12 protein-coding genes are annotated in these 13751 nt (G+C 56.3%); 4 read left to right on the top strand and 8 right to left on the bottom strand.

All coding sequences use genetic code 11. The features are described 5' to 3' along the window. The first annotated feature begins 61 nt into the window (after window positions 1-61). Window positions 62-751 (top strand): ABC transporter ATP-binding protein, encoded by a 690-nt coding sequence (locus GJQ55_RS03760; RefSeq protein ID WP_228346181.1) that lies wholly within the window; start codon window positions 62-64, stop codon window positions 749-751. Further along, the gene (locus GJQ55_RS03755; protein WP_228346180.1) at window positions 748-2136 is read left to right on the top strand and encodes an ABC transporter permease; all 1389 of its coding nucleotides are present in this window, start codon (window positions 748-750) and stop codon (window positions 2134-2136) included. The genes GJQ55_RS03760 and GJQ55_RS03755 overlap by 4 nt, the downstream gene beginning before the upstream one ends. Here the strand turns inward: GJQ55_RS03755 and GJQ55_RS03750 are convergent. The 3 genes from GJQ55_RS03750 to GJQ55_RS03740 are packed head-to-tail and all read right to left on the bottom strand — an operon-like array spanning window position 2131 to window position 4478. Next, window positions 2131-3012, bottom strand: a complete 882-nt coding sequence (locus GJQ55_RS03750) for an alpha/beta fold hydrolase (protein ID WP_228346179.1) — start codon at window positions 3010-3012, stop codon at window positions 2131-2133. The two genes, GJQ55_RS03755 and GJQ55_RS03750, sit on opposite strands and share 6 nt — an antisense overlap. A 25-nt stretch (window positions 3013-3037) precedes the next feature. Next, window positions 3038-3442 (bottom strand): YbaN family protein, encoded by a 405-nt coding sequence (locus tag GJQ55_RS03745; protein ID WP_228346178.1) that lies wholly within the window; start codon window positions 3440-3442, stop codon window positions 3038-3040. Window positions 3443-3497: 55 nt separating this feature from the next. Then, window positions 3498-4478, bottom strand: a complete 981-nt coding sequence (locus GJQ55_RS03740) for a GlxA family transcriptional regulator (RefSeq protein ID WP_228346177.1) — start codon at window positions 4476-4478, stop codon at window positions 3498-3500. Window positions 4479-4601: 123 nt separating this feature from the next. On the opposite strand from GJQ55_RS03740, the gene GJQ55_RS03735 reads away from it, so the two are divergent. Together GJQ55_RS03735 and GJQ55_RS03730 are read left to right on the top strand one after the other, a co-directional pair. Continuing rightward, entirely contained in the window at window positions 4602-6404 is a 1803-nt protein-coding gene (locus GJQ55_RS03735) for an acyl-CoA dehydrogenase (protein WP_228346176.1), read from the top strand. 268 nt (window positions 6405-6672) lie between these two features. Continuing rightward, window positions 6673-7455, top strand: a complete 783-nt coding sequence (locus GJQ55_RS03730) for a crotonase/enoyl-CoA hydratase family protein (RefSeq protein WP_228346175.1) — start codon at window positions 6673-6675, stop codon at window positions 7453-7455. 23 nt (window positions 7456-7478) lie between these two features. Here GJQ55_RS03730 and GJQ55_RS03725 read toward each other — a convergent pair whose 3' ends face one another. The 5 genes from GJQ55_RS03725 to GJQ55_RS03705 form a co-directional block, all read right to left on the bottom strand. Then, window positions 7479-8312 (bottom strand): ATP-grasp domain-containing protein, encoded by an 834-nt coding sequence (locus GJQ55_RS03725; RefSeq protein WP_228346174.1) that lies wholly within the window; start codon window positions 8310-8312, stop codon window positions 7479-7481. A gap of 91 nt (window positions 8313-8403) precedes the next feature. Further along, a complete protein-coding gene (locus tag GJQ55_RS03720; RefSeq protein ID WP_228346173.1) occupies window positions 8404-10017 on the bottom strand; it encodes a methyl-accepting chemotaxis protein in 1614 nt (537 codons plus the stop codon). 258 nt (window positions 10018-10275) lie between these two features. Continuing rightward, window positions 10276-11775 carry a ribosome biogenesis GTPase Der gene (gene der, locus GJQ55_RS03715; protein WP_228346172.1) on the bottom strand — a complete coding sequence of 500 codons (1500 nt, stop codon included), beginning with the start codon at window positions 11773-11775 and terminating at the stop codon, window positions 10276-10278. A gap of 68 nt (window positions 11776-11843) precedes the next feature. Further along, window positions 11844-13067 carry an outer membrane protein assembly factor BamB gene (bamB, locus tag GJQ55_RS03710; RefSeq protein ID WP_228346171.1) on the bottom strand — a complete coding sequence of 408 codons (1224 nt, stop codon included), beginning with the start codon at window positions 13065-13067 and terminating at the stop codon, window positions 11844-11846. Further along, window positions 13067-13732, bottom strand: a complete 666-nt coding sequence (locus GJQ55_RS03705) for a YfgM family protein (protein ID WP_228346170.1) — start codon at window positions 13730-13732, stop codon at window positions 13067-13069. The genes bamB and GJQ55_RS03705 overlap by 1 nt, the downstream gene beginning before the upstream one ends. Window positions 13733-13751: the final 19 nt, after the last annotated feature.

Raw genomic sequence — 13751 nt, 5'->3', positions numbered from 1 at the left:
GCCGGCCAGGCACGGCTGATACAAGCACGGTAATAAAGTACGGCCAATAAAAGGAACCGGCATGACGGACGCGTTATTAGAACTGAACAACCTGCAGCACCAGTGGCCGGGGCAGCCCCGGCCGCTGCTGCACATTCCACACTTCTGCCTGCAGGCGGGCGAACGCCTGTTTCTGCACGGCCCGTCCGGTTCTGGCAAATCCACCCTGCTGCAGATTATTACCGGTCTGCAGTGTCCCAATAGCGGTTCGGTAACTCTGCAGGGAACATCCTTGTGGCAACTGAGCGCTGCCCGGCGTGACCACTGGCGCGCGCGCCAGCTGGGGTTTATCAGCCAGACGCTGAATCTGCTGCCCTATCTGACCGTGGAAGAAAACCTGCAATTAATGCTGCATTTTGCCGGCCAGAAAGCCGAGCCGGCCTGGCTGCAGCATTTGTTAGGCAGCCTGAATCTCACCGGCCAGCGCCAGCAGCGGGTCAGCCAGCTGAGCATTGGCCAGCAACAACGGGCCGCCATTGCCCGCGCACTGGTGCACCGGCCAGCGCTGATTATTGCCGATGAACCTACCTCGGCGCTGGACGACGACAATACCGCCGCCTTTATGCAGTTATTGCTGCAGGAATGCGCCGATACCGGCGCTGGCTTATTGCTGGTCAGCCACGATCAGCGGCTGCGCCAGTATTTCAGCCGGGTGTGCAGCCTGCAGGAGTTGCAGCAGCCAGCGCAGACGATGCAGGAGCAGCCGGTATGATGTTGTGGAAAGTCGCGTTACGCAGCCTGCTCACCCGCAAGCTGGCGCTGAGCCTGGTCATTCTGGCCATGGCACTGAGCCTGTCGGCTTTATTGCTGGGCCGCAGTGTCAGCCAGGAATTACGCAGCAGTTTTAACAGCAGCGTCAGCGGCACCGATTTAATTGTCGCGGCCCGCAGCCATCCGCTGCAGGTGGTGCTGTACTCGGTGTTTCGCCTCGGCACGCCGACTCAGGCCTTGTCGGCAGAACGCTGGCAGGACATCCGCAACCTGCCGCAGCTGGCCTGGCAATTTCCGCTGGTGCTGGGTGATTCGCACCGCGGTTATGCGGTGATCGGCACCAATGACGATTATTTTCAGCATTTCCGCTACGGCCGCCGCCAGCCGCTGGTCAGCCAGCAGGGCGACGAACCCGCCTTTAACCACCCGCTGCAGGCCATTATTGGTGCCAGCGTGGCGCGCGAACTGGGCTACCGGATGGGCGACCATCTGCTGCTCAGCCATGGCAGCCACCAGCACAGTTTCCAGCACCATGATGAACTGAGTTTTCAGATCAGCGCCGTGCTGGCGCCCACCGGCACACCGGTCGACCGTTCCATTCATGTGCATCTGAATACGCTGGAAGCGCTGCACTCACCGGCGCTGCCACGCTTATTGGCGGCCGCGGAAGCAGTGGCAGAAGACGAACACGCACACGACGAACACGCGCATAAAGAACAGGCTCACGAAGAACACACGCACGATAAGCATGACCATGGCCATCACGGCCATCACCCGCTGCATATTCCGGCGGCCGAAGCGCGTGCCCTGCCGGCGCTGAGCCTGGCGCAACTGCCACCCGCCAGTGCGGTGTCGGCGGTGTTTATCGGTTTAAAAAGCCGTGCCCTGACCTTTCAGGCGCAGGCGCAACTTAACGGCGCGCACAGCGAACCACTGAGTGCAGTTTTACCCGGCGTGGCGCTCAGTGAATTCTGGCAATTATTAAGCAGCGCCGAACAACTGCTGAATCTGCTCAGCGGCATTATGCTGGTGACGGCGGTGCTGGGCTCAGTGGCCATGCTGCAGCTGAGCCTGGCGGTACGGCAAGCGGAAATCGGTTTATTAAGGTTGATCGGCGCCCGCCCCTGGCAGCTGTTGCTGTTAATTCAGCTGGAAGTGCTGTTCATTATTATGGCCAGCTGGCTGCTGGCGGTACTGCTAAGCAGTGCAGCGTTATGGTTACTGCAGGGCTGGCTGGCCAGCCATTACGGCGTGCTGGTGAATGGCTGGCTGAATCTGCAGGAATTACCGCTGTATCTGGGGCTGAGTATTGGTCTGGGCTTAGTGGCTGGTTTAATTCCGGCGGTTTCGGCCTACCGGATGTCATTGCACCCGGCTAATTTATAAATTCTGTTCGTTGGGTTGCTGCGCTGCCATAAAATTCTGCCAGGCGGCCAGCACCGCCGCCGGCGCTTCCAGCTGCGGATAATGCCCCACCTGTTCCAGCTCGGTAATATTGGTATCCCCGACCAGTTCCCGGTAACGCGCCACCATGTGACGCCCGGAAATGGGATCATCACTGCCATTAATCAAACACAGCGGCACCGGGCTGTGTTGCAAAGCCCCGACCCAGCGGCTGCGATAACGGCGGCGCTCGCTCATATAACGAATTAATTTAGGCAGCACCGCCCGGCCATTCTGATAATTCATCAGCGTCCAGAACCCCTGCAGCTCTTCTTCCGCCAGTGGCTGGGAGCAAATACGGGAGAACGTGCGGCGCAGTTTTTTCCCGTAAAAGAATTTGGCCAGCAAAAAACCCAGCGGGCTGATTAATAACCGCTGCACCAGTACCGGCTGATGGGTTTCCGGAAATAAACCGCCGTTCAGTAACGTCACAGTCTGAATACCGATGGGCTGTTCAGCATGGCGCGCCAGCAACTCCTGCGCCACCGTATCGCCATAATCGTGGGCCAGAATATGAAACTGCTGAATATTCAGCTCGCGCAACAATGCCTGCTGCACATCGGCCTGCAGGACGATGCTGTACTGCCAACTGCGCGGTTTGGCACTGAAACCGAAGCCCGGCATATCGGCCGCCACCAGGCAATAATCCCGGCTTAATGCCGGCCACAGGTGGCGCCAGTCCCAGCTGGCGGTGGGAAAACCGTGAATCAGTAATAGCACCGGCTTATGCCGGTTGCCAGAACAGCGGTAAAAAATCTGCTCGCCGTTAACGGTGAAATACAAACCCTGCTGTTGCCATTGTGCTAAGGAAATACTCATCACGGCTCTCTTATTGTTGTTATGGTTATTTTTCCGGCGGCAGTACCAATGTGGGTAACCGCAGAATATACACAGTCACGCTCAGGCCGATTAACGGCAGAATAATCCGCACCACTGTGCTGTCCACCAGTACAACCGTGATCAGCATGGTCAGCCATAAGGTCGTCAAAGTATAAATTTTAGCCTTACGCGGAATACCCTTACCATCCAGGTAGTAAATAACGTATTTACCCAGCCGTGGGTGGTGAATCAGCCAGTGATAAAAGCGTGGCGAGGTGCGTAAAAAACAGGCGGCCGCCAACAGTAAAAATGGCGTGGTCGGCAATACCGGTAAAAAAATACCCAGTACGCCCAGCACCACACTCAGCCAGCCACAGGCAAAAATCAACGGCCGTAATAACGGATTGCGGATGGCTTTACGCTCAGCCAATCCGGCGGCTGATTCTGTAGGTTGTGGTGGGCGCGGTCCGGTATGCATGCTGTTATTAAAAACGACGGCTGAAACGGCGGCGATATTCTGTCGGCGTTAAGCCGGTTTTTTTGCGGAATAAACGCCGGAAGGAACTGGCGTCTTCGTAGCCGACATCGTTCATCACCACATCCACCGTGCGTTCGGTTTCTTCCAGCAGTTTCTGCGCTGCTTCAATGCGGATGGATTGCACATAGGTATTGGGCGGCATATCCAGTGCCGCATTAAAGCGGCGGATTAATGTCCGCTTGGACACGCTGAAACGGTCGGCCAGTTCATCCACGGTAAAATTATCGGCGTAATGATCTTCCAGCCACTTCTGCACCTGTTTCACCAGGTCATCTTTATGCGGTTTGGCCAGCCGCATTAATGAGTAGGACAACTGGCTGTCACGGCGGTAATCAATCACAAAGGCTTTGGCGGTCTGAATGGCGGTTTCAAAACCGTAGTGCCGTTCAATAATGTGCAGCCCCAGATCAAACCAGGCCAGCCCGCCGCCGGCGCAATAAATATGATCCTGCCGGGTAATCAGCTGGTCGGCTTTTAAATCCACCTGCGGGTAGCGTTGCTGAAAATAATCTTTAAAGCCCCAGTGGGTGGTGGCGGTTTTGCCATCCAGAATACCGGCCTCAGCCAGCAGAAAATTACCAGTACAGTTGCCGGTAATGGTCCAGCCTTCGGCATCCGCGCGGCGCAATAATGCCAGCAGGGCCGGATTATGCTCCACCACCTCAGTCACCGGGCCGCCAATAGTGGGCACCACAATGGCATCCACATCCTGCACCTGGTCGTAACTTAAATGCGCCCCCAGCTGAATGCCGTTGATGCACTGCACCGGCTGGCCATCAGGGCTGGCAATGCGCACATTAAACAGCCGCTCGGCCGGTTGCCCCTGAATACGGTTCCAGGTAACGCCGGCCAGGCCAAACAAGTCGGCCACCCCGGTCATGGCGGAAGACAGTGCCTTATCAAACCCCACAATCACGACGTTCAGCATGAATCCTCCGGAATGTTCAGAAACTGTCACTTTAAGCCTTATGTGTGGCTATATTGACGATTAAACAACGGCATGACAACCCCGATACTGGTCGAAATAGCCATATTGTTAGCGGAGTGTCCTGTGTCCAAACTTATCAGCCTGAAAGATCTGGAATTTTTACTGTACCGGGTGTTTAACGCCGAACAGCTTACCCGCCTGCCGCACTTTGCCGACCACGACCGCACCACCTTCGATGGCATTCTGACCACCGCAGAACGCATTGCCGAGACCTATTTCGCCCCGCATAACAGCAAAGCCGACGAACACGAACCGCAATTCGACGGCAAAACCGTGACCACCATCCCGGAAGTAAAAGAAGCCTGGCAGCATTTTGCCAAGGCCGGTTTACTCAATGCCCGGCATGCCTATGCAGACGGCGGCATGCAATTACCCTCGCTCATTCACATGGCCGCCAACGCTTTTTTTATGGCCGCCAACCCATCGACCGCCGGTTATCCGTTTTTAACCAGCGCCGCCGCCAACGTGATTCACGCCTTTGGCAGTGACGAGCAAAAGGCGACTTTTTTGCCGCCGATGTTTGATGGCCGTTTTGCCGGCACCATGGCTCTGACGGAGCCGGATGTGGGATCGTCACTGGGTGATTTAACCACCAGGGCGGTTCCGGCCGCGGATGGCACCTACCGGATTAAAGGCCAGAAAATGTACATTTCCGGTGGTGATCAGGACATTACCGAAAACATTGTGCATTTAGTGTTAGCGCGTATTGAAGGCGCGGAAAAAGGCGTAAAAGGCATTTCGTTGTTTATTGTGCCGAAATTCATCACTAACCCCGATGGCACACTGGCGCAGCGCAACGACGTGCAACTGGCCGGTTTGCTGCACAAAATGGGCTATCGTGGCACCACCTCCACCGTTCTGAGTTTTGGTGAACAGGATAACTGCGTCGGCTATTTAATCGGCGACGCCGGCCGTGGCCTGATGTACATGTTCAAAATGATGAACGAAGCGCGTATTGGCGTTGGCTTAGGGGCCGCTATGATTGGTTACCGCGGTTATCTGGAATCATTGGATTATGCCCGCAACCGTCCACAGGGCCGTTCACCGGCGGAAAAAGATCCGCACAGCAAACCGCTGAATATCGTTGAACACGCCGATGTAAAACGTATGTTGTTAGCGCAAAAATCCTATGTGGAGGGTTCGCTGGCGCTGTGCTTACTGGCTGCGCGTTTAGTCGATGAGCAGGAAGCCGGCACCGATGCGCAGCAGCGCGAAGACAGCGGCATGCTGTTGGATTTAATCACGCCGGTGGTGAAATCTTTCCCGTCGTTTTATGGCCCCCGCGCCAACGATTTAGCCATTCAGGTATTGGGTGGCGCGGGTTATACGCGCGAATATCCAGTGGAACAGTGTTACCGCGATAACCGCCTGAATCCGATTCACGAAGGTACCCACGGCATTCAGTCGCTGGATTTATTGGGCCGGAAATTGTGGCAGCACAATGGCAAAGGTCTGAAATTATTAATGGCGCGCATTCATGCCACCCTCGCCTCGGCCAGTCAGAAACCGGAGCTGGCTGCATTGGTGGGTGAATATCAGGCGCAATTAAAAACCGTACAGGAAACCACCTTGCTGTTGGGCGGCGCGCTGCAGAAAGGTCAGGTGACCGAGGCGCTGGCCAACTCGGCGTTGTATCTGGACATGATGGGTAAAACCATCATCGGCTGGCTGTGGCTGGAAATGGCCGATAAAGCACTGGATGCCTTTGCCAATTCGCCGGTGCAGGAAGAACAACAATTCCTCGCCGGTAAATGTCAGGCAGCGCAGTATTTTATTCGCTGGGAATTACCTGAAGTTCAGCATCAGGCGCGGCTGCTGCAAAGCTTTGATCGCACTTGTCTGGATATGCAGGCGGATTGGTTTTAATTCACCCCGGTTGTTCTTCTCATTCAGGGATACCGTTCTCCCAATGAATCGAACAGCAGCTTCAATGCTGCAGCGCGCGCTGGCGTTGCCGGATGTCTGTGCATGAACCGTGTGCGCCATGGCCGAATCTTGTTCCCGACAAGATTCGGCATTCACCCCGTCCTGGGGATCGATGGCGCACTCGAGCCTCCAAGGACGGATTCACGGCGAGTCAGCGTGAGAGGCATGTACATCTGCGAACGACCTCCAATATTTAAGAGGGATTGATATGAGCGAAAAAATTCTGATTGATAGCAGCGAGCATATTCTGACCATTACCTTTAACCGGCCAGAAAAAATGAACGCCCTGGACCCGGAAAGTTTCTTCCAGCTGGCGCAGGCGCTGTACCGTCTGCAACACGATCCGGAATTACGCGTCGGCGTGATTCAGGCCAACGGTATGCATTTCACTGCCGGGCTGGAACTGGAAAAATGGGCACCGATTTTTGCTAAAGGAAAAATGCCGGAATTACCACCAGAGCATCTCGATCCCTACGGCATCAGCGGTGAGCCATTAACCAAACCGCTGGTGATGGCAGTACAGGGCATTTGCTACACCTCCGGGCTGGAATTACTGCTGAACACCGATATTCGCGTGGCAACCCCTGAAGCGCGGTTTGCGCAACTGGAAGTGAAACGCGGCATTTACCCCTGCGGTGGCGGCACGGTACGGCTGCCGGAAGAAATCGGTTGGGCGCGGGCGCAGCGGTATCTGCTTACCGGCGATGAATTTACCGGCCAGCAAGCCTATGACTGGGGCATGATTACGGAATTGTGCAGTGCCAATACCGTGCAGAGCCGCGCCCGGGAATTGGCGCTCAGCATCGCCGCAGCCGCCCCGCTGGGCGTACAGGCAGCCCTGAAGTCATCCAAAACCGCCCGTCTGCACGGCGATACGGCGGCATTAACTCAGGTATTTAATGATATGCCGGCGGTGATGCGCAGCGAGGATGCCATGGAAGGCGTACGTTCTTTTATGGAACGCCGCGCGGCTCAGTTTAAAGGCCGTTAAAGCAGACCTGCCAGAAGTGGTTTTTACACCGCTTCCGGCAGGTTCGGCTCATCACCCAGATCGGGCGTCAGCGGGTTATCCGGCTCGTTATCGCCCCAGCTTTGGGCCAGATACTCATGAATGGCGGCGTCGATTTTATCCTGCATGCCCGCCAGCCCCTGATTGCCGAATAAACGGTTAAATTCGAACACATAAGGGTGATGGCCGACCATGGCAATATCAAAACCGCCGTGGTCAATGCCCAGCCCCAACGCCAGCTTTTCCACCAGCGCGCAGGCTTCCGGCGGCAGAATACCGGTTTCTACCTGGCCGCCCTTAGCGACGTTGTTGTAAAACCCCTGCTCCGCCTGAATCCGCCAGTAACCACCGATGATGCGGTTACCCACCCAGACAATGCGCAGGTCGCGGTCAATGGGCAGATATTCCTGCGCATAAATCACCGGGGTTTGCGCCAGATAGCGCTGCCAGTCGGCCTGGGTTTCGATCAGAAATACGCCGTTGCCCATGCTGCTTTTCGGAATTTTGGCGACAAAGGGCAAGGGCATGCTGTCCCACACCTGAGCAGCGGCAGTGGCGGTATTGGCTTCAATGATGGTCCAGGGTACCTGCTGCGGCGCAATGGTCTGGAAGCAGCGGGTCATTTCCACTTTATCGTGACCAATGTAATAACTGGCCGGGCTGGGGAAAATACGCTTTTTCAGCCCATACAGCAGTGCATTCACCTGCCAGTATTGCGGAAATAAAATGCCATCGGCAGCAATCAGCCGGTCAAGGTGATTGTTCATCAACTCAGGCTTGATGTACTCGGTACGGGCGTAACTCAGTGTCCGGTACGGATCAAAGGTAATCAGCTGCATGGAAGATAGCTGGCATAAAAAAGACCGCTCATATTAATGAGCGGCCTTGCGGTCTACAGCGAAATTTTCTGCGCGTGACGATCAGAAATGCTCAGAATTTGAACCGTTGGGTATACCCCAGCAGCACCTTGGCGGTTTTGCCCAGTTTTTCCGCCGCTTCATCCGCCGAACGTGAACGCTCTTTGGTTTGTTCGGTTAGGTGGTTTACCTGAATCAGGTTACGGTCCATCTCTTTCACCACCAGGCTCTGCTCTTCCGTGGCGCTGGCAATCTGATGAGTCATATCGGTAATGGTGGTCACCGAACCGGTAATCTGCTGCAGTGCCTCACCGGCTTTATCCGCTTCCTGCACGCTATAGTTAGCCTGTTTCACGCCACTTTCCATGCTGGTTACCGCACTGGACGAGCTTTGCTGCAAGCGGTCGATCAGGGTTTTAATTTCCGAGGTCGATTGCTGTGTACGCGCCGCCAGAGTCCGTACTTCATCGGCCACCACGGCGAAACCACGGCCCTGTTCACCGGCACGTGCGGCCTCAATGGCAGCGTTCAGGGCCAGCAGGTTGGTTTGTTCGGCAATGGCCTGAATGGTGTCGAGAATGGCACCAATATTCACACTTTCCTGCCGCACGTTACCAATCACACCCGCCGCTTCATCCACACCGCTGGCCAGTTTGCGGATGGATTCAATAACGGTGCGCACAGTGCTCTGGCCGGTTTCAGCGAAGCGCTGGGATTCACCGGTGGCTTCCGAGGTATTTTGCGCATGCTGGGCCACTTCGGTAATGGTGGCGGCCATTTCGTTCATAGCGGTCGCCAGCTGATCAATTTCCATGGCCTGCTTCTGCAAGTCCATATTGGTCTGGGCCGTGGTTTCGGCCACCACATCGGCTTCATGGGCCAGCGTCTGGGCTGAGTCCACCAGGCCGCGGATCAGCTCACTGAGCTGAATCTGCATCTGGTTACAGGCTTCACTGGCTTGTCCGACTTCATCACGGGATTCGATCCGCATCGGCGCCATGGTCAGATCACCGCTGGCAATCTGTTCGGCTTTTTTCTTCAGTGCGTTCAATGGGCGGGAAATCAGCATACTGAGCAGAATCGCCAGCCCCAGCGCCAGCACGGCGGTAATACCGGTCGCAACCCATACCACCACACTGGCACGCTCTGAAGCCGCCTCGGATTCGGCGATGTAAATTTCCTGCTGTTCCTGCAGCAAGGTACGCACGGTATTAAACGCTGCGCGCATATCGCTTAAGTGGCGCATGGTCTTGTTGTCGTATACCGACAGGGCGGTTTGAGGATTGGCCAGCACTTCACGGGCACTGGCGTGCAGGTCTTTATGGGGCTGATCCAGGCTGTCCAGCGCCCGCTTCAGTGCCGGCATGGCATTGCGGTAGGCATCACTGCGGCGGAACTGGTCGTACCACTGCCCAAACTCACACTGGGTAGGGTCCAGTTTGCCGGCGAAAGGTCGGCTGAACATAATGCTGTTGGCCAGATTATTGGCCCACACCAGGTGACCGATTTCACGGTCAAACTGCAGCAACGTCACGGCCATCTCTTCCCGCGCTTTGCTTTCTGCCAGGGCCATATTGCGCAATGACAGGGAAATGGTCAGCGCCACCACCAGCATCAAAGCCGCCAACAGGCCAAAACTGAACATTAATTTTTGACGAACCGACAACGAACCCAGAAATCTGGTCATGCAAACCTCACCGTTATGGAATCAGCAGCAGCTCCGATACCTTTTTACTCATAAAAGCGTATCCAGCTACCACTATATTTTTAGTCCAGATGCGCCACCTTACCAAGAGGTTATCGGACAATCGCACCATAACTTGATCTGTATCGGCCTGTTATTTCCTGCCATCACAAGGCTTGTGAATTAACGGTTGGAAACCCCATAAAAAAAGGGGCAAACGCCCCTTTTAATGAAAATAATGCAGCAATATTCCGATCCGGATCAGGTCGGTTTTTTATAACTTTTACGCAGCTGTTTACGGGCTTTTTCAATCTTAATTTTACGTTTATTGGTGGTCCGCTCGACCGCCTCTGCGCGTTTCTTGCTGGAGTGACGAATCTCTTTTTCTTTGTCTGCGAAGGGGTTGTCGCCCTGGCGGAACTCCATGCGGATGGGGGTACCCTGAATTTCCAGCACGCGGCGGAAGGTGTTGGCCAGGTAACGCTTATAGTCATCCGGTAATTCTTTGGCCAGGTTACCATGCACCACAATAATCGGCGGGTTCGAGCCACCCTGGTGCGCATAACGCAGCTTCGGCCGGCGGTTACGTACCACCGGTGGCTGATGGCTGGACACGGCATCTTCCAGAATGCGAGTGAGCATGCTGGTTTGCCATTTGGCCATCGCCGACTGGTAGGCTTTATCGACCGACTCGTACAAATGGCCAACGCCGGTACCGTGCAGGGCTGAAATAAAATGCATTTCGGCGAAGGTTAAAAACTCAAAGCGACGGTCAATTTCATCTTTAACGCGCTGCTTGGCATCGGCATCCATACCGTCCCATTTGTTAATGGCCAGCACCAGCGCACGGCCAGAGTTCAGTACAAAGCTGAGCATGTGCAGGTCTTGCTCCACAATGCCGGTACGGGCATCCAGCACCAGAATACAGACGTGGCAATCCTGAATGGCCTGCAGGGTTTTGATAATGGAAAACTTTTCGGCCGCTTCAACAATGTTCTTACGCCGGCGCACCCCGGCGGTGTCGATCAATGTGTAGTCCTGACCGTGGCGCTCGTAGGGAATATAAATACTGTCACGGGTGGTACCGGCTTCGTCGTATACCACCACCCGGTCTTCACCCAGAAAGCGGTTCACCAGGGTAGACTTACCCACGTTGGGGCGGCCGACTACGGCAATTTTAATGCCCTTAACATTCAGCTCTTCGTGCGGCGGCGGTAATTCTTCACCGTCCAGTTCAGCGAAGTAGGCGTTGTTTTCGGCCTGTTCGTCCTGCGGCAGCTCGTCCATGACATAGTCGATCAGGGCGCTGATGCCACGGTTATGCTCGGCGGCGATGGGCAGCGGATCACCCATCCCCAGCTCAAAAAATTCGCTCAGCACGATATCGGGGTTTTTGCCGTCGATTTTATTCGCCACCAGATAGGCGTGTTTGCCGCTGCGGCGCAGGTGTTCGGCAATCATACGGTCGGCAGCCACCAGACCGGCCTGCACATCGACCATGAAGAACACAATGTCGGCTTCCTGAATGGCCAGATAGCTTTGCTGCGCCATGGCCGCATCAATGCCCTCTTCTTCGCCGGTAATACCGCCGGTATCAATCACAATAAAGGGGTGATCGCCCACTTTGCCCTCGCCGTATTTACGGTCGCGGGTCAGGCCGGCAATTTCCGCCACCAGCGCGTCGCGGGTTTTGGTCAGGCGGTTGAACAGCGTGGATTTACCAACGTTAGGACGTCCGACCAGCGCTATAACAGGAACCATTCGTGTAACCTCAAATTCAATAAGAAACGGGGCCAATGCCCCGTTCAGAGTTGCCGTGCCGCCCGCGCTTAACGGTCGCGAATCTCCAGCAACAATAATTCACCCGTGTTGGTGTACACCAACAAACCTTCCGGCGTGCTGAGCAATGCACTGCGGATACCCATGTGCTTGCCGCGCACCGCGCGCCAGTTGGTGGCTTCGGTCTGATTAGGATAGACGATGTGCAGCGGCTTCGGCCGCAGCAACCGGCGTGCTGCCAATTCACCATTCACCTGGCTGAGCAGATGCAGATAACCGTCGTTATCAGCCACCGCCAGCCAGCGGCCATGGGCCGTTACCTGGCCCAGCTTGCGCCCGGATAACGCCGGCTGCTGCCACACGCGGGCACCAATGTTCTGGTCGTAAGCCTGAATCACATCGCTGTCGAGGGTCAGGTACAGGTTGCCCAGCGCCAGCTCGGGGTGACCGTAGGATGAACCGGGCTCCTGCCAGCGGGTTTCACCGTTCAGACTGATGGCTGCCACATTACCGTGGTAGCTGGCGGCATAAATAATGCCTTCTTCCCAGACCGGCTGGCCGTCGATATCCACCAGACGTTCCAGCTCGGAGCGGCCATCCGGGCTGGCCAGCCGTACTTCCCAGCGCGGAATGCCCAGGGTTTTATCCAGTGCCACCACTTTGCCGGTGGCAAAGCCGGTAACCACCAATTGTTCCAGCACCAGCGGCGCACCGGTACCCCGCACGGTTAATACCGGCATGGCGGTTTCATAAGACCAGGCTTGCTTGCCATCGGCGCGCTCAAACGCAGTGACCCGGCCATCGACGGTGTGCACAAACACCCGACGAGCATCGGCTGAGGCCGGCGACAAGGCCTCGCTGGTTAAACGGCTGCGCCACAGCTCCGTGCCGTCGGCGCGGTTAAGGCTGAGCAGAAAGCCGTCGCGGGTGGCGACAAATAATTGTTCGCCGGCCAGGCTGACGCCGGATAATACCGGCACATCCAGATCCACCGACCAGAGTTCGTCACCATCCGCCAGCGTCATGGCGGTTACCCGGCCGCTGGTATCGGCGGCGTACAGGGTGTCGTTCTGCACCGCCGGCTGCAGGCGGATGTAATTGCTGCCGGAGCCATCCCCCAGCTGGGTGCGCCAACGGATGCGGATATCGGCCTGCGCGTCAAACTCGGGCAGGCCGCTCTTGTCGGCCGCGTCCTCTGCGGGGGCTTTTTCCGGGCTGGAAGAACAACCGGCCAATACCAGCAGGGTCAGCAGGGCAACAAGAATTTTTGGCATCAGGCGTCTCCGGCCACCGCTGCCAGAGCATCAATTTTACGCTGCAGCGGTTGAGTATTCAGACCCAGCGTCTGTGCCGCATCGCGGGCACGGATCCAGGCATTGCGGGCTTCGGCGTTGTCGCCTTTACGGTACAGCGCATCGCCTTTGGCATCTTCAAACTGCACGGTATAAGCCGGGTCCGGCACGGTGTTCACCAGCGCCAGTGCCTCGTCGAATTTTTCCTGCTGAATCAGCACCTGCGCCAGACGGGCCTGAGCGGTGTATTTAACCGCATCGGCTTTGCTGGTATTGACCACCGCCTGTAACTCGGCGGCAGCGGCAGCAAAATCACCAGCGTCGGCGGCAAAACGGGCCAGGAACAAGGCACCGAAATCGGCGTAGGCAGTACCGGCATAGGTGGTTTTCAGCTCGGTCGCCAGGGCCGCTGCACTGGCTTTCTGTTCTTCAGTCTGCTGGGCCGCCGGTTGGGCCACCGCATCCACCAGCTGACTGTACAGCTCTGACGCGGCTTCGGCTTTCTGCTGCTGGCTGGTTTGCCAGCTGTTCCAGCCAAACCAACCGCCCAATACCACGATGACCGACAACAGCAGGGTTTTGCCGTTCTCTTTCCACCAGCTCTTGATCAGTTCTACCTGTTCTTCATCCGTACGCAAATCGCTCATGTCCGCTTCCCCGTCAGGT

This window comes from Venatoribacter cucullus, assembly GCF_016132445.1.
Lineage (GTDB): Bacteria > Pseudomonadota > Gammaproteobacteria > Pseudomonadales > Oceanobacteraceae > Venatoribacter > Venatoribacter cucullus.
The sequence above is the reverse complement of the archived record's forward strand: the minus strand, read 5'-3'. Positions and strand labels throughout refer to the sequence as shown.

Bases quoted from the DNA above. Each gene is read 5' to 3' on its own strand.
- GJQ55_RS03760 (WP_228346181.1), top strand. From the start codon at position 62: ATGACGGACGCGTTATTAGAACTGAACAACCTGCAGCACCAGTGGCCG.
- GJQ55_RS03730 (WP_228346175.1), top strand. From the start codon at position 6,673: ATGAGCGAAAAAATTCTGATTGATAGCAGCGAGCATATTCTGACCATT.
- GJQ55_RS03725 (WP_228346174.1), bottom strand. From the start codon at position 8,312: ATGCAGCTGATTACCTTTGATCCGTACCGGACACTGAGTTACGCCCGT.
- GJQ55_RS03740 (WP_228346177.1), bottom strand. From the start codon at position 4,478: ATGCTGAACGTCGTGATTGTGGGGTTTGATAAGGCACTGTCTTCCGCC.
- GJQ55_RS03720 (WP_228346173.1), bottom strand. From the start codon at position 10,017: ATGACCAGATTTCTGGGTTCGTTGTCGGTTCGTCAAAAATTAATGTTC.
- GJQ55_RS03705 (WP_228346170.1), bottom strand. From the start codon at position 13,732: ATGAGCGATTTGCGTACGGATGAAGAACAGGTAGAACTGATCAAGAGC.
- bamB (WP_228346171.1), bottom strand. From the start codon at position 13,067: ATGCCAAAAATTCTTGTTGCCCTGCTGACCCTGCTGGTATTGGCCGGT.
- GJQ55_RS03750 (WP_228346179.1), bottom strand. From the start codon at position 3,012: ATGAGTATTTCCTTAGCACAATGGCAACAGCAGGGTTTGTATTTCACC.
- der (WP_228346172.1), bottom strand. From the start codon at position 11,775: ATGGTTCCTGTTATAGCGCTGGTCGGACGTCCTAACGTTGGTAAATCC.
- GJQ55_RS03755 (WP_228346180.1), top strand. From the start codon at position 748: ATGATGTTGTGGAAAGTCGCGTTACGCAGCCTGCTCACCCGCAAGCTG.